Below are 21,354 nucleotides of genomic sequence, written 5' to 3'. Positions count from 1 at the left end.
CGATGCTCCCCAGGGTTAACCCTGGGGAGCATCGGCGTCTTCACCATCTTTCCCGCGGGAAAGGTTCGGCGTCTACTCGGTGGCGTTGGCCTCCACCTCTGCGAGCAGCTCACGCAGTTCGTCTGCGGTGAGCACCTCGACGATCGCCTCCGCGAGGATCTTCGGTGAGGCACTCAGGCGGCGGAGCGTGCGGGCAGCCGCCTTCTGCGTGGTGGGCTTCGGAGGCGCCGGGGGCTTCGGGGCCTCCGCTTCGGCCTGGTCGTCGTCGCTGTTGTTGGCGGCGGCCAGGCTGCGGCGCCACTGTTCGAGCGCCGCCGCGGGCGGCAGCTGGGCCAGCTCGCGCGCCTCGCGGAAGGCGATCTCGCCGGCCCTCACCCGCTCCTTCACCTCGTCGGGCAGATTCAGCAGGGAGCGGCGTTGGCTGACCCAGGGCTGCGACTTCTTGAGCCGTTCGGCGGCCTTGGTGGCGGAGCCGAGTTCCTGGACCAGGACCTCGATCGCCTCTGCCTCGTCGAGCATGTCGAGGTTCTGGCGGTCCACGTTCTCGGTGATCGCGAGCCACATGATGGTGGCACGGTCGACCGCGAACTGGTCGCTGACGATGACGTCCAGGCCGGGTACCTCGAAGTGCCGGGCGGCGGCTAGGCGCCGGTTACCGGCGGCGACGACGTAGGACGCATCGCCGATCTGATCGACGTCCTCGGGCCAGAGCTTGAGCCAGGCCGATCGCGAGATGACCGTCGCCGGGGTGAGCTGCCCGACCTTGATAGACGCCATCTCCGCGAGGTCGCCGAGCGAGTACCGCGGGTTGCGCGGGTTCGGGGCCAACTGATTCAGCGGCACCTTGGCGAGGAAGAGTCCTTCGACGAGCCCGTCGACGGAGCTCTTGTCGCCGACGGCGCCCGTGAGGCTCGCGAGCGATGTGCGCCCGCCGCGCTTGGTGGCCATCAGAATCGCTCCGCGATCTCGGCGCCGAGGCCCATCATGTCCTCGCGCGCCTGGAGGGCGGTGCGGCTGGCGTCGTACTGGGTGCAGACCCGGCCGTCGACGGCGCCGCGGCTGTGGACCTTGTACTTGCGGACGACGCGCTTTGCGCGGGGCCAGCCCATGCCGTCGACGAACTCGATGGTCTCGTCGCGTTCGAGTGTGCTGTCGCGCGGTTCCCAGGCGTTGATGACGACCACGAACGGGATCTTGCGGGGCTTGAGGACCTTCTCGATCGTCCGGGTCGCGGGGTCGAAGCTCAGGCCTTCTGTGGTGATGGGAACGATGGCGAGGTCGGCGATTTCGAGGGCGGCGTAGATCGCGGCGGCCGCGCCGTCGTTGCCGTCCTCGCCCGGTCGCTCGCCGAGCCAACCGGGGGTGTCGAGGTAGACGTGGTCGATGCCGGGCAGGTTCGGCAACTGCGCGATCTCCGCGGCGTTCTCGACCTTGGTGGTCTGGAAGGGGAGGTCGTCGACCCGGTCGCCCCACCAGATCGCTGAGCCCTGCGGGTCGACAGAGGCGACGAGGACAGGGGACTTCTCCTGGTCGTCGCCCTTGTCGGTGAGGAGGTCGTTCTTGACCGCTGCGAGATTCATTGCGAGCGTCGACTTTCCGACGCCGCCCTTCTGCTGGATCAGGACGTGGACTGCCATGGTGGCGGGTTTCCTTCCGTAGGCTTCACCGCGACCGTCGCGGCTACTTCGGAGTGATCGTGGGCGTCTTTCCCGCGGGAAAGATTCTGTGAATGCGGTCCGGTTCAGCGTAGGAGCTGTTGTGGCGATCGCTGCGCCCACACGCCCATTCTAGAGGGTCTAGAACTTTTTGGTCAAGCCCTTCGGTGGGCGAGTTGGCCTGTTCGCCGATCTGCGACAAGCTGTGTCACAGTGACGTATTAGGCGCGGGTGCTCCGTGGTTGGTCGTCAGGCCACGATGAGACCGCGTCGGCCGTCACCCAGGTGGTCATGGTGGCGATGCCTTCTTGGCCGACGCGCGGCCGGATGCGGACGTTGACGAGCCACTGGCCATCGTCGAGTCGGCAAACACCGATGACTTCGCCGTCCATGGTGTGTTCGAGGTGGACGCCGCCGGCGCGGATCCAGAGCGGAGTGCGGTCGGCGCGGGTGCCGAAGTGGGCGAGGCGGGGGAGTGCGCGGGTGATCGAGACGCGCACCGGGCGCGGGGGAGTTCGCTCCTGCCAGACTCGGGGATCGAACACTGTTTCACCTTGCCCTGTCGGCTGCACCCCTGAGCAAGTAGGGCGAGACCGTCTTTCTGTACGTGTGCGGCCTGGTGAGCACGTCTTCCCCCGCGCTCACCAGGCCAACATCGCAATAGTACATCTGTTCGGATTAGTCTGCATCCTCGGCGTGAACCGATAGCTTCCGATAACTTGAGGAAGTTATCGGGAGTTATCAGGAGGTCGTGTCGTGCCGCAACCGAGTCCGTACACGCCCGGCCAGGTGGCGCACCACGTGCCGGGTCGTGATGAGCAGCTCGCCGACTACCGTGAGCGGTTGGACTTCATGGCCGCGACGCAGTCGCTGGTGCCGGTGATCCGGGTGGATCAGGGGCCGCGGGGACTGGGGAAGACCTCGATGATGCGGGCGGCGGAGCGCCTTGCCGCGCAGCAGTTCCAGGCGTTGACAGTGTGGGTAGTGGCCGGCGAGCAGCGGTCGCTTCTGTCGTCGATCGCGGTGGCGGCGGAGCGCGCGATCGCGCGGCAGGTGTCGGGGAAGGAATCCTCGTCGCGGGCGCGGTTGAGCGAGCGGACGACGCTCAAGTTCGGGCTCTCGGTTCCTGGAATCGGTTCTGCGGAGGCGACTGTCGCGCCGCGCCCGAAGGCGGCGCAGAACCAGCCGGTGGATGCGCGCGATGTGGAGGACCTGCTCGATGAGGTCCACCAGCAGGCGAGGGACAAGCGGCCTGGGGGAGTGGTGATCTTCGTCGACGAGATCCAGGAGGCGGATGCGGCGAGCCTGCGCACACTCTCGTACGCCTGGCAGAATCTCCAGGCGGAGCGCGCGGACCTACCGGTGGCGCTGTTCACCGCCGGTCTGCCGACGAGTGCGGTTGTCATCAACGATGCGGTGACGAATGCGGAGCGGTTCGACTACCGCACGTTGGGCGGGCTGGACCCGTCGGCGTCGGCGGTCGCGCTCGCTGGGCCGGCGCACCAGCTCGGGGTGCAGTGGGACCAGGACGCCTTGCAGGAGGCCGTGCAGCGGGCGGAGGGGTATCCGCACACCCTCCAGCTGATCGGCAAGCACACCTGGAATGCGGCGAGCCGGCCGGACCCCGGCGGCACGATCACGCGGCAGCACCTCGAGGTGGGGCAGCAGAAGGTCGACGCGGACATGCGGCAGATGTTCCGCAACCGCCTCGACCGCGCCCGGACGCCGCAGCAGCGGGAGTTCGTGCAGGCCATGGCGGAGCTCGGCGACGGCGCGATCGCGCGTTCGGCGATCGCGGAGCGGCTGGGGAAGCCAAGCACGAGCCTGTCCTACGTGCGGGACCAGCTGCTCACGTCCGGGGTCATCACCGAGGCCGGCTACGGGTCGGTGATGTTCGGGCTGCCGGGCTTCGCGGAGTACATCCGCACTGAGCGCGCCGCAGAGGGCGAGCGCGCTCTTCCGCGGTCCGCTGCGTGGCGCGGTGCCACGCAGCAGCACTTCGGCCGGACCGACGGGCGCGGCAACGCCGACGGTGTGCCGCCGCCGGCGCGGCGCGCGCCTGGCGCTTCGGGCCCTTCCCGTACCACGGGGCCGGCGCTGTAGAGCGCGGGCCCGCCGACGCGATCGGCTAGCGCGGGGGAGCAGCACGAGTTCGTTGCTCGAGCTGCCGTCGCGCCGCGCGGTGATCCCGGCGGCCGCCGCGGCGCCGCGGGTACTGCTCGCGATCGGCCCACGATGGCTGCCCGACGGCGAGCGTGCGCTGGCCCGGCCGGCGCCGCACGCTCTCGCCGGTGCGGAGCTGGCGCCGGCGTTCGTTGCGGCCGCCGCGGGTGGTCCACATCGACTCGTCGACCCACCACGCCCACAGTGCGCTCTCCAGGTCGTACTCGGCGGCGCGCTCATCGAGGGTGCCGTCGGTACCGATGTGGGCGGCGAAGGAGTCGCGGGCCTCGGGAGCTGTGCGCGAAACGTGGCCACGGGTGTCGAGCGTCGCCAGTCCGGCGCCCTGGAGCTGCATCACAGCCTGTTCGAGCGCGTCCCCGGGTGTTGAGGCCGGGAGCAGTTCTTCGAGCGGCGCCGGGGTTCTGGGCAGCCTGGAGTACACCCATCCCACCCAGGGGCCTAGTCCGTCGTGGCTGCCGGTGAAGGCGTCGTGGCGAGCCAGCGCCCGGCGGTCCCGCATCTGGGTGAGCAGCACGCTGCGGGCGGCCGCGCCGTGCGGTTTCTGCGGGAGGGGTCGCGGGGGGTCGGGGGCTGTGCCCCCGAGTGTCACACCTGTGATCGCATCGCTGTGGATACCGGTGCCGGAGGGGTGGTCTTCCTCGGTGGCCACGTCGCCGTGCTCTGTCAGGCCCCACGGCAGGACCCGCCAGACGGCAGCGCGGGTACCCTCGGAGAGGGTGTCCAGGGCGATCCAGCCGTCGGCCTCCAGGGCGGAGAGGGCGCGCCACGCGCTCTCTCGGGAGACGCCGGTCTTCTTGGCGAGGTCGCGGATGGAGGCGCCGACGGCGAGCTGCATGGTGGCCAGCGCGAGCTCCAGGAGCGCGTCGAGCACCAGACGGTCCTTCGCGCCGCCGGGCCGCGCCCAGCGGCCCATGCTGGCGTCCGCCTTGCGGTCCAGGTGAGCGACCGCGGCCGTCAGCTCGCCGGCGCGGGCCTCGAAGTCCGGGTCGTCGTGCGAGAGGTCGTGGCCGACGAGCGCGTTCTCGGCCAGGTGCGCGACCGCGGCCGCCCAGTTCTTGGCGAGGATCCTCGCGGGGGAGGCGGCACCGCGCCGCGGCCGCGGGAGCCGACCGCCGTCAGCGCCACGGACGGTCCGCACGTGCTCGAGTCCGGGATGGTCGCGAAGGTGCGCCTGGACGTCGCTGAGCGTCCAGTGCGCGCGGGCCGCGGACAGCAGCACCGAGAACAGACGGGCGGAGGCGTCGTCCGACGGTGCAAGCGTCTCACCCGCGAGCTGCCACCCGTACTGGCTGAGGGGGCGCCAGGTGCCGGGGATCCGCGGATGCCCATCGGCGGCGTCCTCGACCGGGAGCATCCGCCCGGGGGCAGGCGGCTCCGGCGCGGGCGCCAGCTCGACGAGGCGGTGCAGAAGGGCCTCAACGTCGCCACGGCGCACCGTCGGCCGGCACAGGACTTCAACGTCGCCGGCGATCGGAGTCGACGCGCCACCGGCACGATGCGGGGCGCCCGGTGGGCGTAGCGCGCCCGTGGCCACGTTGGTCAGCGGGGCGATGTCCAGGGACCGGAGCAGGCGGCCGCCCGCGACCGCGACGTCCTCGACGAGCTGCGACGGAACGCGCTCGCGCAATGCAACCCAGAGGTGGCGGCCGCCACCCGGTCCGGAGGCGCACACGACGTGCTCGATCCCAAGGTCGGTGAGGATCGCGGCGAGAGTCTGCGCGTCCTCGTGCGCGCGGGCACGAAGCTGGCTGTCGCTGAGCGCGGACTGCTTCTCCCCAGGCTTGAGCTTGGCGTCGAAGTCGAACCCAAGCAGCCGAAACCTGAGCTGCGCGTCGGTCAAGTGCACCGCCCACGCCGTCGACGGCGCGGCTGCATGGGTCGCGGTGGTCAGCCCGTACTTGCCGCTCTCGTCCTGGCACCGCACTGCGGCGCGAGGCGACAACCGCCTCGTCAGCGCCCACGCCGCGTCAGGCGACACGCCGACACCACGAGCATCATGCGCAACACCTGTCACACGGTCGGCAGTGTCAGCGCAGGTAGATGATGGTAGCGAGTGAGCATCACATCCCGTGGGGTGTGACGGCGCGCCCACACTCGCCTGATTCGTTGCACTGTGGTCAGGGTGCACGCTATCCTGAGACCAGTCCTCGGCGGACAATTGATCCCTTCGGGTAGTGCGGAAACGCATTCTGGGACACGGCGCCAACCGTGAAACCCGAGAAACTTTCGGAAAGGCCCTCTAGCGCCAACTAGGGGGTCTTTTTCGTGCCCGATGAACCTGGATGCAGGCGTGGTCCTGCGTCGCGTTCTGCGCTTCCGCTATGGAATTTGGGTCGTAGGTCGCGGCCTCGCTGGGCCGCGTTTGGCATCGGCTAGGAGGCGGTCGGTAGCAGCACCTCCTGTGCGGCTGGGGCAATCTCGTCCAGGCCGTTGTCGCGAGCGACGAGCCAAGCGAGGTAGTCGCTGACGGTGAGACCGTGATCGTCGGCGCCGCGCTTGGCCGCTGCGGCGATGCGCGGGTCGCACCGCGAGAACAGCGCCGCTCGATCGCCCTTGGAAACTCGTCCAGCCATGCGGGCAATTCTGCTAGCAGTACTGGGTTCTGTGCGGGAGGCGCGCCGCAGCGTTCGCATCCGGGGTTCCCTGTCTCGATGAACGGTGAGTCGCATGCGCTACGCAACCGCGTCGAAGCCGGTGACCTTCTTCGACCGTGAGCCAAGGTAATTGCTGGGGTGGACCTTCGTGCCACGCTTGCCGAAGAACTGTCCAGCCCAGAGCGTGTCCTTGAGGGGCTCACCGTCTTCCGCCGCGATCTCCTCGAGGTGCACCGCGAGCTGGCTGCGACACATGTCGATGATGGGGCACCGGGCGCACGCGCCGTACATCCGTCGGATGGACTCAGGGGATTCGCGCCCCAGGTTGTGCCAGCGGTCGGGGTCGAGTGACGCGCAAGCGCCGACCTGAGCGGTCACCGGCGCGAGCGGCTTGCGGCCTCGATTCGTCATCAGAGCCTCCTTCGAGCGGAAGTAGTGCGTTGGAGCAGGAGTGGCTTCTGCTCCCCGTCGATACGGTACAGTCTTTTCGTCAGATATTACAGTCAGCTATTGCACTCACGTTGGAGCGGCCGGCGCCGGGCGCGGCACGATCAGGAGGAACCTTGAGTCGTCGTCGTTCGGGAGGTGTAGTGGCACGGGTCGTGCAGCGGGCCTTTTCTGCACGCGAATTCCGGGGGCTACTCAACGAGCTGGACGTATCGACAGCAGAGCTTGCTCGCCGATCGGGCGTGTCCGTCTCGTCGATCGGCAAGTGGCAGCGCGAGGGGCTCAAGTCGCAGACCACGCCGCAGGTCGACCTGCTCCGAACTGCGGTGGCGGCGCTGGCTGCGGTCGCGCAGACATCCGGCGAGCGGGAGTACGGCGGCGCTTCGGTGACTGACCTGACAGACCGGTTCATGGCAAGGGTTATCCCCATCCCCGAGGACGAGCTAGAACTGTCCGACTGGCGAGCACTGAGAGGTCGCACGCAACCGGACCTGGCGCAGCGGATCGGGGTTTCAACTACGACACTGTCGACCCTGGAGCGTGGCGCCTCAACCCTCACCGACGACGTCGCCGAGCGCCTCGCGGAGGAACTTCGGATCACGCCGGGCGCAGTGCGCGCGGCATGGCTTCGCACGAAGCAGCGGCCATAGGCAGCAGCGGCGGCCGCGACGAGCGGTCGCTCGACGAGTCGGACGGCGACGCCAGGGTCCCTGAACACAGACTTCTCCCATAGGTGAGTGTCCAGCGACCGACGGCAGCCCGCTGCGTCGGGAACATCCTCTCGCGGGGCGCGAGAGCGCTGCGTTGCTTCATCAACGATGGAAGCTGTGGCAGAGGTTACAAAACGATCACGGGCTGCGCAACTCCGGAGCGGCGCAACAGATTCGGTGCGACAACGAGGCGTGGAATGTCGCAACGTCTGGCGGTGTATTCCAACCTGTGTGCAGCTGGCTCAGGATTCCCAGAATTCGACGATGTAGAGGTCGTCCACCCGAGCGTTGCCGCCGGCCAGGCTGTAGGGGCGGATGGCGCCGTTCATGCCGCGCCAGCCATCGCTTGAGTTGATCCGGATTCGCACTTCAGGGGGTGTTGCATCGGCGCGCATGACGCTGGCGGCGCTGAAGAGGGAGCGGTCGTCGGGATGGATGAAGTCGGTGGTGTCCGGAACGAACTCGACGAACCACGGCGGGCGTTCGGAGATCCACAGGGCAAGGATGATGTCGCGTCGTTCCGTGATCGGATCTGTCGCCATGGCGGCGAGGGCCGCCCACCGGCCGGCCGCGGCAGACATGGCACGCAGGCTCAACGCCTCGGGGGTGGGGATCTTAGGCTCGATGCCGAACCGCGCGACGTCGCAGAAGAGAATCCTCATCTCATTGCCGTCGTGGCCGCGGCACACGACGACCCACGGCATCACGCGGCCGGTCCGGGCGTTGAGGATGGTCGACTCGGTAATGATCTTCTTCTCGGGCGTTGGGTCGCCGACGATCTGGAGGATCTTGTCGAAGTCGTCCGACCGGAGGGCACGGCCGGTGAATTGCGGCGCCGAACGGAACTCGTGGAACTGCTCGCCCCCGCCGGACATGGCGAACGACTCGGGTGTCTGTTGGACTGCCTGGCGGTCGAGCAGCCAGCGGTTACCGGCGGTAGGTGGCGGCGGCGTGGGCGCCTGATCGAGGGGCGCGATCCAGACGTGGAAGGCGTAGACCGTAGCCTCCGGGCCGATTACGGGGTGGATCACCACGCGGTGGTCGCCCTTCTTGCTGCCAACGGTCGCCGCGCCCGAGGTGCGGGTGTGGAACGCTTGATCAAGAAGGGGAAGCCACTCGTTGGCGAAGAGCATCCTGCGAACCGAACGGAAGTCCTGGGGCTCCCCGTTCTCACAGACCCAGGTGGCTTCCTCGAGCCCGTTGAGGCATTCGATTAACGACCACATCGTGTTAGCTCCGATTCTCCCGTGCGGTGAAGGTGTAGTCGCGCGGTGCAGGGCGCAGAGTCGCTCGCTCGATCATGGTGATTTCGTTGGTGGGTTGGACCGCGGCGATATCGAATTCGCCGGCGAGCTGGCCGAGCACGAAGGTCGCCTCATGCATTGCGAAGACGCGGCCAATGCAGTCGCGCGGACCGGTGCCGAACGGCCGGTTCCATCCGAGGTCGCGACCTCGGTCGAAGCGGTTCGGATCGAAGGCGGCTGCGTCATCTCCCCAGCTAGCGCGATCGCGCTGCGCGGCGAGCGCTAGGACGAAGACCACCGTGCCCTTGCGGATGTAGTGGGGGCCGAGCTTGGTGTCAAGCTTCGCGATCCGGAAGAAGCCGGGCGCCGGCGGGTGGAGGCGCAGGCATTCACGCAGGAACTGCTGGGTCCAGCGGCGCTTGGGGATATCGGTATATTCGACCCCTGTCGCGGCGAGGTCGCCGGCTTCCTGCGCGATCCGGGCGTGACGCTCGGCCCCGCCATCCGGGGTGGTGAGGTAAAAGATTGCGGCCTCGAGGAGCGCAGCGGTCGTTTCGTGCCCGGCAAACAGGAACGTGACGGCCTGGTCGGCGATGACGTCGGGGGGGAGGTCCGTCGGTAGCAGCGACGCGAGGATGTCCTTGGCGTCAGGATCGTCGTCGTTCCGGCGCCGTTCGACCAGCTCCACGACTGGGCCTCGGACGCGAGCGATCGCATCGTCGGCCTTGCGCCGCCGTTCGGCGGCGCCCAACTCGGAGATGAGCGGTGGACGATTCGGTTCGGCACTGGACCATTCCAGGACGTCGCGGATGCCGGTCAGGAACAAATCGTCGGCGATCTTCGTATCGAACCCGCCGGACCTGTACCCGAAACCAGCGCTGGCGATGATCTCAACTGTCAGACGCGTCATGAGGTCGTGGATCGGTACCGGGCTGCCATCGTGTGCTCGGAGATACTCGACGAGCTCGGCGATCACTTCCGCCATGGCGCCGTGGTACCGACGCATGGCCTGCTGATCGAAGGCTGGGCGAAGGGCCTCGCGAACAGTCCCCCAGGTGGGGTCACTGCTCTTGACCGTGAATAACCCCTTGGGCATCATCCGGCGCAGGTAGGCGCCTGGACCGACCAGCGCGCGACTCCACTCCTCCTCCGAGCACGCCTGCTCGGCGAGCTTCGCATCTCCGACGATAACGAGGCTGTCTCGCAAGATCTTTCGTTCATAGATTCCGCCCAGCTCAGCCACGAGGTCAGCCTCATGCTGCGTCGGCGTGGTCCAGTTAAGGCTCAGCAGGTCCCCCAGGACGGGGATGCGATGCGGAGGGTGCGGGATGGTCGTCATGTGGTTGAGGAGTTCCTTCCAACTGGTCCGATCGCGCGTCGCCGACAGGCGGACACGCACCATCTTGCTTGAGTCTTCAAATAGAGCACTGAGGCTCGGGTGTTAAGGTGCGTTGATACGGCAACGGTACATGTTTCAGTCTCGGCAGGATGGATGTGATGACGTTCGCGGACAAGCTCAACGACTTGTTCGAGTCGAGGCCTGACCCTGCCCGTGGCGTCCCTTATACGACTGCGGCAGTCGCCCAGGGTGTTAGTGCCGCTGGCGGGCGTTTGTCCGCTCCCTACCTATCGCAGTTGCGGACCGGCCGGAAGGCAAAGGTGTCTGTCGACGTCGTTGTGGGGCTCGCGAAGTGGTTCAACGTTCCGGTCGACTACTTCGTCGAGGACGAGGGATATGCGCAGATGATTCGTGAGAGCAGCGGTCCTGCGTTGAACGCTGTAAGCGACAGCGGGGCCGTGGAAATCGCCTACCGTTCCGCGCAGCTCTCGCCGGAGGCGCGCGCACGGGTACTAGCGCTCACGGAGAAGCTGAGGGCGGCCGAGGAGCGTGGAAGCGCCACCACGGACTCGGACTGACCTACTGGAGTGCTCCGAGCGTCGCGACCACGGTCGCTAGGCCAAGAAGAGCCCCCGTGACGGTCTGGCCGACGGTGTGATCGCGGACGCGTACACGTGCCCAGCCGACAAGAGGAAGGGCCAGGGCGGCAAGGAGCCACAGCGTACCGATCAGAGCGGCGAGGAGCAGCGTCGTACCCGCCCAGACAGCAGTATGGACACTGATCTTGTACCTGCAGATGCTGGTTACAACGCCGACCGCGACGATCGTGACCAGGCCGGCCACCGAGAGCGTGACGATCGCGGCCGGCGCACGCCATAGCACCTCGAGCCCGACACCGAGCGTCATGATGATCACGATCATCCCCAATACGAGGCCGCGGTGCCGCCGGTCGCCTACATGGTGGTCAGTTGCTCGACCGAGGCGCATGAGCATGAGGATCCCCAGGATGGGGCCGAGACCGGCAATGAACGCAGCGAAAGCCCCCCACGCGGGCGCGCCTGACATCGATCCCACCGCCAGGGCGGCGAGCACGTTCACCAACCATGGTGCGGATGCCTCGGTCACGAGGCGAGCAAGTAGGTTGGGCGTTGATTGTGTTGCCGCGTCGGTTGTTTCAGCCATCATGACTCATAGTAGATCGTCCAGAAGCGGAGAGCGCCGACCGGGGAGCCGGCGGAGAACTTCATCGAGCCATTCAGCAGGGCGCCTTCCGTCGGGGACCGCGAGCATTCCGAGGTGGACCTCGGGGCGAGTCGCTGCATCGCTCGGGAGAGCAAGCCAAGAGGCTATTGCGGATGAGTCCGATTCCCACGGAGAGTCCGGAACCGACTGCGGCAGTAGTAATGTGAGGAAATCTAAGATGACAGTGGCGTGCGCGTCGGCACGTCGGCTCAACGAAAAGCCGCCGATGCGCCAGTCGGCGCGGAGGCTTGGGTCGAACTTGGTCACCTGGCAGTAGATCGGGGCTTGCCGCGATAGTCGCTGCCCGTCGCGGAGGGTGCGTGCGACCGGGACCCAGCAGAATGCAGCGATGAGCAGTCCCGCCCCCACAGCAGCGACGGAGGACATAGCTGTGAAGACGATCCGCAAGTGCGGCTCGAAGTCGAAGGCAAGCGACGCGACGAGTATGGCTGATCTTGCGATCGCGTAGAGAGTGAAGACTGCTGCGCCGGCGGCAAGCAGCACCATCGGAATGCGGAGACGCTCGTCGTTAATAAGTTTCAGCGCAAAGTAGGCAACACGAGCGCAGGCGACTCCTGAATAGATTTGAACCAGAAGAAATGCGGTACCGATGTATTGATTTCCGGCGTACTGCGCAGCGAAGTCGTAAATGCTCATTCCCACAGGGACAGCAGGCCCGACAACGAAAAGGACCACAACTGCAGCGCCGACGAAGCTTGCGCGCCAGATAAGTCGCGGGAAGCGGCGCGCCAGCCTTGCCGGTTCAGCAATGCCGGCGAGGACGACCTCAGCTCCGACACAGGCTGCCAGAAGCAGGAGCTGTTGCACCGCGCTGACAGCCTTGATGTCGAGACCGATGCCGCCGAAGAGGCGGGTGTTGGACGTCGTCAGCGCCGCAAGGGCCGCCAGGACGATGACGGCGCCTACGGCAGGGGTGACCCGGGGATTCTGAAGCCACCGGTTGAGGCGAAGCGCAGCGGCGATCCAGAGGGCCGCGGCGATCACCATCACGAGAAGACCGCGTCCCGCGGGGCGCGACGAGCAACCGCCAGGCGACTGGTGAGAAGAGCGGCGAAGCGCTCTGCCTGATACTCAGCAAACGGATCGTCAACCCGGCAACCGCGTTCGTCGGAGTCCACGTAGTGGCGGAGCATCAGGTGCCCGAGCTCGTGGGCGATCGTCCAGTCGCGGGAGGCGAGCCCTGTTGAGACCTCGAAGACTTCACTGCCGTCGGCGGATCGAAGCCATCGTCCGTAGTACCCGAGAGGGAGGTGCGCGTCACGGACGCTGATCTTGATGCCTTCCGACTGAGCGACCGCAGCCACCACTGCATCCACATCGGCCCCTCCAATGGATGCAGTGTGGCGTCGATGGTGCTTCATCGCCCGCGCAACCGCGGAGCGGACTTCGTCCGTTCGCAGCAGCATCGACACCCCCGTTGCGTGGCCCTAGATCGCAGATTCAAACCGGCGTAGCGAAAGAATACCCACTGCCGCGCCCTACCGCGAAGTCGCCCAAGTGCCGAAATACAGCACAGCGAAGGCGGTAAATAAACTTTGGGGAAACTCAGGGCGGATCTGCGGGTGAAGGCCGCTAATGTAATTCACACCGGAGCGTTGCTAGAACAACGGAGCAGCGAGTCGGATGGGAGGACACGGTCCGCGAGGAAGGCGGACCGAGCCCACCTTCACTGAAGTAGTGGGGGTCCTGCCGCCGGGAAGGACAGCGCAAACTTAACGGCCGTGACAACGAGTGGCATCCTCGTTGCGGCCGCACCAACCGGCGGCAGGACCCGCGTGCAGGGATAGTGACGTCCCCGCGTCGCGAGTCTACCTCGCAGTAGGCCCGTGAGTGGGTAACGGATCACCCTGCGCATGAACACGGGAGTGTTGCTATGCGCGGATCCTCGCGGCGTTTGTCGATCGCTCGTCGGTCGCTGGTCACGCTCGTCGCTGCACCGTTCGCGTGCAGCGTGCTTCCCTTCGTCAGTCCCGCAGCGGCATTCGCCGCTGGATGCCCCGCGTTGGAGGTCCTGGGTATCCAGGGCACCGGCCAGTCGAACCCCAACGCTCCGGTGAACGTCGATACGGGCTTCCTCTCCGAGGTCATGAAGCCGATGCAGCAGCAGGCCGGCTCCCTCGTCTCCCGCGTGTACGTGCCCTACGAGGCGAGTTTCGGTGGCGCTGGGCCGAGCACGCCCGGCCAGAACGCCCCGTACGCGGTCTCAGTCCAGAACGCCGGCAATCGAGCCGTGAAGATGATGGAGGAGACCGCGGGGCGGTGCCGGAGCACTAAGTTCGCGCTCACCGGCTACAGCCAAGGCGCGCACGCGGTCAAGGGCGTGTTGAACATGGTCTTGCAGGGACAGACCAAGATTCGACCCGACCAGATCGCCGCGGTGGCGAACTTCGGCGACCCCGGGCGTCCGCCCGGGGCTTCGCTGTTTCCCGGCAAGCCCGGTCAGACCGCCCCGTCCGCGGTGCCCGGTACCAACGGTCGTGAGGTCTCGAAGGTGCGCGCCGCGTCGTCGAAGGCGCCTGTCGGCGGCGGCATCGGTCCGTCGAAGGACCAGAACGTCGACCTGGGGAAGGTCGCCGGCCGGTACGCGAGCTTCTGCGCCGACGGCGACCTGGCGTGCGATGCGCCCACCAACACGCCGTTGATCGGCCCCCTGGTGCATCTGGTGACGAACGTCGGCGGGCAGATGACCTTCGACCAGAACGACCCGATCAAGTCGATCAGCACGATCGGACAGGCCCTCGCGCAGACCGTGGTGAAGGCGGTCGCCGGTCCCGCGGCGGCGCCGACTGAAGCGGCGGGGCCGATTCCGGTGTTCTCGTCGGTCGCTCAGCGACTCGAGTACGCCTCCGATCCTCGCAATCCGCTCCCTCAGCTGGGGCAGGCTTTGACGCCGAGCGCGCGCAGCGGCTTGATCGGATCGAGCGCGACGCCGGTCAAGGCGCTCACGACGATGACCCCGCAGTCGGTGTGGGGTGCTGCGAACACCGCAGGCGCGTCGAGCCCGACCCAGGTCGCGGGCGCGCTCACGCCGCAGCTCAAGAAGTCCGTCGTCTCGGTGGAACCGCCGCTCACCGCGGATCTGAACGTGCTCAACGCCTTCGATCAGACCAAGCAGTCGTTCCCGAACCCGCTGGACCTGATGAACGTGGTCGGCATGTTCCAGAAGTATGCGGACACGGGCGCCAAGCACACCAGCTACAGCAAGGCCGCCTCGACGCCCACCGGGATGCCGCCGACCACGTTCGTGGCGCGGTGGTTCGCCGCGGCCGCGAAGGACATCGCGAACGGCGGGGCCGGGCAGGGCTCGGGCCTGCCGTCGCCGCAGCAGGTGATCGACGCAGTGATCAAGCCGCTGCCCGCGCTTCCGGGTGCGCTGAGCGCGACGGGCCTGCCTCCGCAGGTGACCGGCCCGGTCGCGCAGATCGTCAGCGCCGTTCCGACCCCGACGGGGTCGCCGAGCGCGACGACGCCGCCGGCGGCGGCCAGCTCCACATCGTCCGCGAGTAGCGCTCCGACGGTGTCGAGCGCCGACCTCGGGCGCGCCGGCGTCGACCTCGGCGGGATCGACCTCAACTCGATCCTCGGGGGCTCGTCCACCTCGGCATCGACCGGGACCGCGCCGACCACTACGTCGTCGCGGCCGAAGTAGCCCCGGCGAGCTTCCGAAACAACCACCAGCGAAGGAGGAGAACATGCACCGCAGGTCAAAGCGGGTATCCGATACCCACTGTCGGACAACGCTCGGTGACCGGGTCGGCGACGCGCGGTACTGGTGGCGCTACACCGTCGGGGACGCCTTCGGGAGGCGCCGCGGCCTCGTCGTCGTGTCGGGCTGCGTGGCCACGTTGGTGGCCTTCGGCGCGGGGCTGGTTTTCGTGATCTCCTCGGCGACCTCTCTCCTTCCCGCTTCCGCTGAGCCCGTCCGTGTGCCGACCGGCTCGGTGCAGGTGCCCGGCGCCGCCACCTCGTCGGGGCCGTCGGCACGACCCGCGACGCCGGCGAGGGCTTCGCCGCGCGCGACCAGACCTCCTACGCCGCATCCGACGGGAAGGGAGGGCGCGGCGGTGAGCCCGGGACGCCGCCCGTAGGAATCCGACACTTCCCTGCACGAACAACCACCGAATCGAACCGAAGGACAGCGCAAATGACTTCCACTTCCACCGATCAGAACGCCCAGCCGAGCTGGATGAGCCAGTGGGCTCCCACCGAAGACGCGGCCGCGGCCGAGAACGACTTCGCCGCGGCGGCTGAGGCATACACACAGGCCGACGCCGCGGTCCCCGAGGGCTGGTACGACGCCCCCACGGAGTCGGCCGAGGAGACTTACACCAGCGACATTCCCGTCGCGCCCGTCCAGGAGCTTCGGGCGCACCAGCAGAAGGTGTCCGCGCCGCGGGCACTGCGTCCCGTCCCGCCGGTTGCACCGGTGCCGGCCCCGCCGGCCCCCGCTCCGGTGACCCCGTTCCTCGAGCCGGGCGGCGAGACGAAGCTCCCGCCGACCGCGGGCGTGCGCCGCATGGTCTTCGATCTGTCCGGCGGCTCGGTCAACATGGGCCGCAGCAAGGCCGACGTCCGCCGCGATGCGCTGTGCGACCGCATGAACGTCAGCCCCGGTGAGCTGGGGTACAAGATCGCGGTCGTCACGATCAAGGGCGGTGCAGGCAAGAGCACGACCACCGCGGAGATCCTCACCGCGCTCGGTATGAACGCGGCTGCGACCCGGGTACTGGGCATCGACGCCAATCCGGCAACCGGCACGCTCAAGGAGCGTCTCGACTCGCCCTCCTCCTACGACATTCGGCACATCCTCGCCGACAAGAACCTCTTCCGGATCGACGCGGCCGGCGAGTTGCAGGCCGCGCCGACCGCCACGTACCCCGGTCTGACCCATTACACGGGCAAGTCGAAGGCCAACTTCGAGGTCGTTCAGGGGTCGGAGAACATCGCGGCCGCGCACCAGCTCACCGCTGGTGAGTACAACGCGCTGCTCGACGTCGCGCAGCAGTTCTGCCCGATCATCGTCACCGACTGCGGGACCGAGCTCCACCACGATGTGACGCGAGCGGTCCTGACCCGGGCCGACATGGTCGTGATCGTCGCCGGCACGGCCAAGGGCACCGTCAAGAAGGCCGAGCAGACGCTCAACTTCCTGCACAACTACCCCAGCGACGACCTCGACGAGACCATCCCGCTCAAGGACGAGAACGGGAAGGACATCGCAACATTCCGCCACCTGCTCTCGCGCTGCGTGGTCGTCATCAACGACACGGGTCAGCGCGGCAAGTTCCGTGTGCCCCAGCTCAAGCGGGACTTCGCCCAGGTCATCCAGGGCTACCACGAGCAGGAGGACCCGTACCAGCGTGAGCAGCTCACCGCACAGGTGCTAGAGCTGCCGTTCGACAAGCACCTCGCGGCCGACGGGCCGATCGTCTACGACTTGCTCAGCAAGAAGACCCAGTGGTCCGTGCTCGAGCTCGCCGCGGTGATCGGCGACGACTTCCCGCGCGCGGCGGACCGGCGCCGCCGCGCGGCGGCCGCGAGCGGGGCACGGCGATGACGGCCGTTCCGCGGATCGCCACCGGCCCGATCCCGCTTCCGGCCGGGCTCGCCGGAATCGCTCCGCTGACGGACACCGAGCCTTGGCTTCCCGTCCGCGACACCCCGCACCCCGACGGTGCCAGCTCGATGGTCTGGTTGGTCGGCGCTCACGGCGGTGCGGGTGTTTCGACCCTCGCGCAGATGTGGCAGCACGCCGGCGATGGCGGCGCGCGGTGGCCTGGTCTGAGCACGGAGTCCCCCTACACCGTCCTGGTTGCCCGTGACACAGCTGCCGGGCTCGACGCAGCACACCTGGCGCTGCGCCAGTACCACACCGAGCACGACATCCCGGCGCGGCTGCTCGGGCTCATCCTCGTCGCCGGCGGACCGGGGAATCGGACCAGCGAGGTCCGCCGCCTGCGCCAGACGGTGACCTCGCTCGCGGGAATGTCGTGGTCGATTCCGTGGCTCGATCAGCTCCTCGAGCTGCCGATCAAGGCGCTCGCGACCGCGGATCCGAACACGCTCCCGCAGAAGCGGGTCAAGGACCTGACGCACGCCGTTCATCAGGACATCGCCCGTCTCGGAACCGAACTCCGCGACCTCGTCCACGCCGACGCCTCGGCGAACAACTGAACTCGAAAGGAACTTCCACATCATGTTCGCTCCCGAACTTTTCTCCCTCGTCCCCGACGTCGTCGTGCACGCCAACACCCTCGTCGGCTCGGCGATGCGCGGCGCCGCGCACGCCTCCGAGCAGGCGACGGCGATGCTCGTCGCGGACGGTATCGACGTCAAGCCCGTGCAGCCGCCCGGCGGCGAGAAGATCCTGCGCTTGCTCGGCTGGCTCAAGTGGGCGGTCTACATCATCGGCGTGGGTGCGTTGATCGGGGCCGGTGCGATCTTCGCGTTGGAGAAGTACCAGCAGCGCGGCGATTCCAAGGCCGCCCAGATCTGCCTCTACGTGATCATCGGTGCCGTCGTCTCCGTCTCGGCCGTCGGCATCATCGACGCGGCAACGAGCTAGGAGACGAACCCCATGCAGGCTCCCGACGACGTCACCATGCTGGCGGAGATCAAGCAGCTCCCGCCCGAGGTCATGAACCCGCTCATGACCTTGCTCGGCTGGGTGTTCTGGCTCGGTCTCGTCGTGTTCATCGCGGTGCTCATGTGGGTTGCCTCGCTGTGGTGGCTCGAAAAGTACGGCGACCGGGAACGTCCCGCCGGCCAGCGCACCGAGATGCGGATCGTGCAGATCCTGCTCGGCGCGATCATCATGAGCTGCTCGTCGCAGATCGCAACCTCGATCCTGGGGAGCTGACCATGATCCGTCGTCTGTTCCTCCTGGTCGTTGTCACCGTCGCTGCGGCCGCGTGCTCGCCCGCTCCGTCCGAGGATGCCTCCGCGCCCACCGGCTTGACTTGGTCGGTCGTGTCGGGCATGGAGGTGCCCTCGGCGGACCAGGGGCCGCGGAACCGCACCGAGCCGGCCCCGACCGGGTACGAGCACAGCCAGACCGGCGCGGCCCTCGCAGCGATCAACGCGGCGGTCCGCACGGGCGTCGCGGGCGACGCTGGCTCTCAGACCGGGCAGCCCGAATGGGCCGTCGTCACCCGTGACCTGATCGCGCCGGGCCGGAACAAGGACTGGTGGATCGCTCAGCGGGCACGGATCCGCGTCGAGCCCGCCGATCCGGCGGCCGCGCCCAGGGTCGTCGCCTACCGCGTGACCTCGTACGACGCCGCCGAGGCCTTCGTCGACGTCTACTGCACGCTCCCGGACCGCTCCACCACCGTCAACCACCTCCAGGTCGCCTGGACGGCTGCCGATGACTGGGGTCTGGTGATGCCCGCGCCGGAGGAACAGACCGAGCCCGGTGCGAATAGCCGTCCGCGCATCCAATCGGTTCCCTCCATCCCGCATGATGCCGTGCAGCTGCGCTGACACCCAGCCAGCCGACGGAAAGGAAAGAAACATGCTCGAATCACCCGATAGCTCGTCCCAACTCGACGATTCCAACGGCAAGTCCGGTCGAAGCTGGACCCTCCCCGCCTCGATCATCTTCATCGTCGCGATCCTCCTGGGCGCGGTCCTCGTCTACCTCATCCCTGACGACGACAAGGCGCCTCAGCAGGGCGCGCAGACTCCCTCGCCCACCGCCGGCCCGACGTCCTCGCCGAGCGGCGACGGGCGGGACAAGTTCGGCACGCCGCGCGTCGACGCGACCGGCCGATCGGTCCAGGTTCCCGCGAACCCGTCCGGGCAGGTGCTGCCGCAAACCGGCTCGCCGGCGTTCACCGCGTCGGATCCGGCGTGGCTCACGGGCTCGCCGAAGGGACTGATGTGGCAGTCGATCTACAACGGCGTCGTCGTCCCGTTCTCCACCTCCGACGGGCCGACCAGCCTCGTCGACGGCGTCCCGACCGGCTTCGCCAGGACTCCGCAGGGGGCTGTGATGGCCGCATGGCAGATCAACGTTCGCCTGCCGTTTGAGACCGATCCGTCGCGCCGAGCGAAGCTGATCGACAGGGCCATGATCTCCGACGGGTCTGATGCCGCCGAAGCCGAGATGCGGGGCGCCCGGACCCTCAATGGCTCCAGCGACAATCCCCTCAGCCTGCGGGGTGCGCAGATTCTGGGGAGCGTGCCCATCGCGGTGAAGGTCAGCGAGTTCAGTCCTGACTATGCGCTGATCTCGTTCGGGCTCTCGCTCGCTCCGCAGCAGCCGAACGGAATCGAGGGTATGCGCGCTGATTTCCAGGTCGTTTGGCGCGACGGCACGTGGAAGGTTCCCTTCCCGCTCCTGAATTCGTTCACGCCGACGCCGACATTCGTGGGGTGGTCTCGACAATGGTAGAAACGCAGCTCAAGCCGAACACGAGCGCACCCACGCTCCGTACCCGCCTTGCTCAGCGCAAGAAGCCTGTTCTCGGTTCGGCGGTTGTACTTTTCCTCGCCGGCCTCTTCACCGCATTCGGCGCAGGTTCTGCCTCCGCCGATCCGGAGAAGTGCAGCTGGTACGACATCGGCTGCACACTAGGACAGGCTGCGGGCAGTGTCGCGGGCAACGCGGTAGGCGGCACGTTCGAGAAGATCGTGAATTCGTTGGTCGCGACGTACGGGAAGATGATCGAGCTGGCGCTGTCGTGGTGGATGGCGATGCCGAGCCCGAAGCTCGATCCACGCGGATCGGTGGGAGTGCTTGCGACGGTGCGCGAGTACACGTTCCAGCTTCAGGTCATCGGCCTGATGGTGTCGCTGGTCCTGGTCGGGATTCGCATGGCCATGTCCCGCAAGGGGCTGGTGGAGGAGTCCGAGCAGGCTTGGATGGCGTTGGTGCGGGCGGTGTTTGGTAGCACGTTGTTTGCTACTTTCGTTGTGGCCGGGTCGGTGATTGGTGATGCTTTCTCCAACTGGGTGCTGAAAGACGCAGTTCTCAAGGGTGAGTCCGCGCAGAAGGTCGCCGAGAACCTTGGTCTGGCCGTGATCAGTTCCGGCCCGCTGGCAGGCAATATGATCGCCGGAATTGGCTTGATCACTCTGTTTGGCTTCCTCGGAGCCCTACTGCAATTGGTATTGCTGGTCATCCGTCAGGTGATGTTGATCGTGGTGGTCGCGTTCGTCCCGATCGCCGCGACGTGGTCGGGCACCGGCCCCGGGTCGCAGAGCTACGACAAGCTCAAGCAGTGGACGATTGCGTTCCTGCTGTTCAAGCCGATCGGCGCGCTGGTCTACGTGATCGCCTTTTCTGCGGCCGGCGACAAGTCGGACGACTTCCAGATGAAGCTCCTCGGCATGATCCTGCTGGCGATGGTCGCGCTCGTGCTGCCGTCGTTGATGCGGCTGGTCGCTCCCGCGGTGGCGTCGATGGGCGGCGGCGGTAGCGGTATGGCGGCGGCGGGCATGGCGGTCGGCGCGGCGATGGCCGGTGCGAAGGTCGCGGGCATGGTGGCCACCGGCGGCGGGTCGGCGGCCGCGACGGCCGGCGCATCGCCGGTCGCGTCCCGCGCGGCGACGCCGGGGGCGACCGCCGCGATGAATTCCGGTGGCGGGGATGACGGTGGCGGCGAGCAGCCGGGGCCGACGTCATCGCCCGGAGGACCTCCGCCCGGCGGCGGCGGAGGTGACTCCGGTGGGGGCGGCGATCCCTCCAGCGGTGCCGGCCCGGACGAAGCGCTCAACGGAGCGAGCCCGCCCAGCGGTGGCGGCAGCGGTGGCGGCGCTGGTGAGCAGATCAACCAGCAGGTCGGCAACGAGACCTCAGCCGGTGAGGGCGCCACGAAACCGCCACCGTCGCTGGAACGTCCGGAACTTGCTTCCGGACACGGCGAACACGCGATGAAGGGCTAGGACCGATGACAATCACGAAGAGGAAGGACT

General features: G+C 67.6%; 23 protein-coding genes. 11 read left to right on the top strand and 12 right to left on the bottom strand.

All coding sequences use genetic code 11. The features are described from left to right. Positions 1 to 72 precede the first annotated feature (72 nt). From HF999_RS14190 to HF999_RS14180, 3 genes are all read right to left on the bottom strand, one after another. Positions 73 to 948, bottom strand: a complete 876-nt coding sequence (locus tag HF999_RS14190; RefSeq protein ID WP_168546510.1) for a ParB/RepB/Spo0J family partition protein — start codon at positions 946 to 948, stop codon at positions 73 to 75. Next, positions 948 to 1,637 carry a ParA family protein gene (locus tag HF999_RS14185; RefSeq protein WP_168546509.1) on the bottom strand — a complete coding sequence of 230 codons (690 nt, stop codon included), beginning with the start codon at positions 1,635 to 1,637 and terminating at the stop codon, positions 948 to 950. The genes HF999_RS14190 and HF999_RS14185 overlap by 1 nt, the downstream gene beginning before the upstream one ends. Positions 1,638 to 1,876: 239 nt before the next feature. Next, on the bottom strand, positions 1,877 to 2,200 hold the full coding sequence (locus HF999_RS14180) for a hypothetical protein (protein WP_168546508.1): 324 nt from the start codon (positions 2,198 to 2,200) through the stop codon (positions 1,877 to 1,879). A gap of 211 nt (positions 2,201 to 2,411) precedes the next feature. Here HF999_RS14180 and HF999_RS14175 point away from each other — a divergent pair, with 211 nt between their 5' ends. Next, positions 2,412 to 3,758 carry an ATP-binding protein gene (locus HF999_RS14175; RefSeq protein ID WP_168546507.1) on the top strand — a complete coding sequence of 449 codons (1,347 nt, stop codon included), beginning with the start codon at positions 2,412 to 2,414 and terminating at the stop codon, positions 3,756 to 3,758. 25 nt (positions 3,759 to 3,783) lie between these two features. Here the strand turns inward: HF999_RS14175 and HF999_RS23030 are convergent, their stop codons facing one another. From HF999_RS23030 to HF999_RS14160, 3 genes are all read right to left on the bottom strand, one after another. Beyond that, positions 3,784 to 5,817 carry a winged helix-turn-helix domain-containing protein gene (locus HF999_RS23030; RefSeq protein ID WP_168546506.1) on the bottom strand — a complete coding sequence of 678 codons (2,034 nt, stop codon included), beginning with the start codon at positions 5,815 to 5,817 and terminating at the stop codon, positions 3,784 to 3,786. 394 nt (positions 5,818 to 6,211) lie between these two features. After that, positions 6,212 to 6,412, bottom strand: a complete 201-nt coding sequence (locus HF999_RS14165; protein ID WP_168546505.1) for a hypothetical protein — start codon at positions 6,410 to 6,412, stop codon at positions 6,212 to 6,214. 99 nt (positions 6,413 to 6,511) lie between these two features. Beyond that, entirely contained in the window at positions 6,512 to 6,844 is a 333-nt protein-coding gene (locus HF999_RS14160; protein WP_168546504.1) for a hypothetical protein, read from the bottom strand. A gap of 179 nt (positions 6,845 to 7,023) precedes the next feature. Here HF999_RS14160 and HF999_RS23025 point away from each other — a divergent pair, with 179 nt between their 5' ends. Further along, positions 7,024 to 7,530 carry a helix-turn-helix transcriptional regulator gene (locus tag HF999_RS23025; protein ID WP_168546503.1) on the top strand — a complete coding sequence of 169 codons (507 nt, stop codon included), beginning with the start codon at positions 7,024 to 7,026 and terminating at the stop codon, positions 7,528 to 7,530. A gap of 302 nt (positions 7,531 to 7,832) precedes the next feature. Here HF999_RS23025 and HF999_RS14150 read toward each other — a convergent pair whose 3' ends face one another. Both HF999_RS14150 and HF999_RS14145 read right to left on the bottom strand, forming a co-directional pair. Beyond that, on the bottom strand, positions 7,833 to 8,816 hold the full coding sequence (locus HF999_RS14150) for a GAF domain-containing protein (protein WP_168546502.1): 984 nt from the start codon (positions 8,814 to 8,816) through the stop codon (positions 7,833 to 7,835). 4 nt (positions 8,817 to 8,820) lie between these two features. Next, on the bottom strand, positions 8,821 to 10,236 hold the full coding sequence (locus tag HF999_RS14145) for a cytochrome P450 (RefSeq protein WP_168546501.1): 1,416 nt from the start codon (positions 10,234 to 10,236) through the stop codon (positions 8,821 to 8,823). Between the two features lie 95 nt (positions 10,237 to 10,331). Between HF999_RS14145 and HF999_RS14140 the strand changes: the two genes are divergently transcribed. Then, positions 10,332 to 10,751: a helix-turn-helix domain-containing protein gene (locus tag HF999_RS14140; RefSeq protein ID WP_168546500.1), complete on the top strand. Its 420-nt coding sequence runs from the start codon at positions 10,332 to 10,334 to the stop codon at positions 10,749 to 10,751. Between the two features lies 1 nt (position 10,752). Here the strand turns inward: HF999_RS14140 and HF999_RS14135 are convergent, their stop codons facing one another. From HF999_RS14135 to HF999_RS14125, 3 genes are read right to left on the bottom strand one after another with little or no spacing between them, the layout of a single operon-like run. Continuing rightward, positions 10,753 to 11,355: a hypothetical protein gene (locus HF999_RS14135; protein ID WP_168546499.1), complete on the bottom strand. Its 603-nt coding sequence runs from the start codon at positions 11,353 to 11,355 to the stop codon at positions 10,753 to 10,755. A 6-nt stretch (positions 11,356 to 11,361) separates the two neighbouring features. Continuing rightward, positions 11,362 to 12,426, bottom strand: coding sequence for a hypothetical protein (locus HF999_RS14130; RefSeq protein WP_168546498.1), 1,065 nt, complete (start codon positions 12,424 to 12,426; stop codon positions 11,362 to 11,364). Next, complete coding sequence (locus HF999_RS14125) at positions 12,423 to 12,842, bottom strand: ImmA/IrrE family metallo-endopeptidase (RefSeq protein WP_168546497.1); 420 nt, start codon at positions 12,840 to 12,842, stop codon at positions 12,423 to 12,425. The genes HF999_RS14130 and HF999_RS14125 overlap by 4 nt, the downstream gene beginning before the upstream one ends. Before the next feature lie 488 nt (positions 12,843 to 13,330). Between HF999_RS14125 and HF999_RS14120 the strand changes: the two genes are divergently transcribed. Continuing rightward, positions 13,331 to 15,085 carry a cutinase family protein gene (locus tag HF999_RS14120; RefSeq protein WP_168546496.1) on the top strand — a complete coding sequence of 585 codons (1,755 nt, stop codon included), beginning with the start codon at positions 13,331 to 13,333 and terminating at the stop codon, positions 15,083 to 15,085. Positions 15,086 to 15,214: 129 nt separating this feature from the next. On the opposite strand, the gene HF999_RS14115 is transcribed toward HF999_RS14120, so the two are convergent. Further along, the gene (locus tag HF999_RS14115; RefSeq protein WP_168546495.1) at positions 15,215 to 15,535 is read right to left on the bottom strand and encodes a hypothetical protein; all 321 of its coding nucleotides are present in this window, start codon (positions 15,533 to 15,535) and stop codon (positions 15,215 to 15,217) included. A gap of 45 nt (positions 15,536 to 15,580) precedes the next feature. Between HF999_RS14115 and HF999_RS14110 the strand changes: the two genes are divergently transcribed. The 7 genes from HF999_RS14110 to HF999_RS14080 are packed head-to-tail and all read left to right on the top strand — an operon-like array spanning position 15,581 to position 21,324. After that, entirely contained in the window at positions 15,581 to 16,993 is a 1,413-nt protein-coding gene (locus HF999_RS14110) for a MinD/ParA family ATP-binding protein (protein ID WP_168546494.1), read from the top strand. Next, positions 16,990 to 17,610, top strand: coding sequence for a DUF6668 family protein (locus HF999_RS14105; RefSeq protein WP_168546493.1), 621 nt, complete (start codon positions 16,990 to 16,992; stop codon positions 17,608 to 17,610). The genes HF999_RS14110 and HF999_RS14105 overlap by 4 nt, the downstream gene beginning before the upstream one ends. A 22-nt stretch (positions 17,611 to 17,632) precedes the next feature. After that, the gene (locus HF999_RS14100) at positions 17,633 to 18,001 is read left to right on the top strand and encodes a hypothetical protein (protein ID WP_168546492.1); all 369 of its coding nucleotides are present in this window, start codon (positions 17,633 to 17,635) and stop codon (positions 17,999 to 18,001) included. A gap of 12 nt (positions 18,002 to 18,013) precedes the next feature. Next, positions 18,014 to 18,295 carry a hypothetical protein gene (locus HF999_RS14095; protein ID WP_168546491.1) on the top strand — a complete coding sequence of 94 codons (282 nt, stop codon included), beginning with the start codon at positions 18,014 to 18,016 and terminating at the stop codon, positions 18,293 to 18,295. A 2-nt stretch (positions 18,296 to 18,297) separates the two neighbouring features. Next, positions 18,298 to 18,918, top strand: coding sequence for a DUF8175 domain-containg protein (locus tag HF999_RS14090; RefSeq protein WP_168546490.1), 621 nt, complete (start codon positions 18,298 to 18,300; stop codon positions 18,916 to 18,918). Between the two features lie 31 nt (positions 18,919 to 18,949). Further along, positions 18,950 to 19,831 carry a DUF8175 domain-containg protein gene (locus HF999_RS14085; RefSeq protein WP_168546489.1) on the top strand — a complete coding sequence of 294 codons (882 nt, stop codon included), beginning with the start codon at positions 18,950 to 18,952 and terminating at the stop codon, positions 19,829 to 19,831. Continuing rightward, positions 19,813 to 21,324 carry a hypothetical protein gene (locus HF999_RS14080; protein WP_168546488.1) on the top strand — a complete coding sequence of 504 codons (1,512 nt, stop codon included), beginning with the start codon at positions 19,813 to 19,815 and terminating at the stop codon, positions 21,322 to 21,324. The genes HF999_RS14085 and HF999_RS14080 overlap by 19 nt, the downstream gene beginning before the upstream one ends. The last annotated feature ends 30 nt before the right edge of the window (positions 21,325 to 21,354 follow it).

This window comes from Tsukamurella spumae (assembly GCF_012396015.1).
GTDB lineage: Bacteria > Actinomycetota > Actinomycetes > Mycobacteriales > Mycobacteriaceae > Tsukamurella > Tsukamurella spumae.
This window is presented reverse-complemented; position numbering and strand designations above follow the sequence as displayed.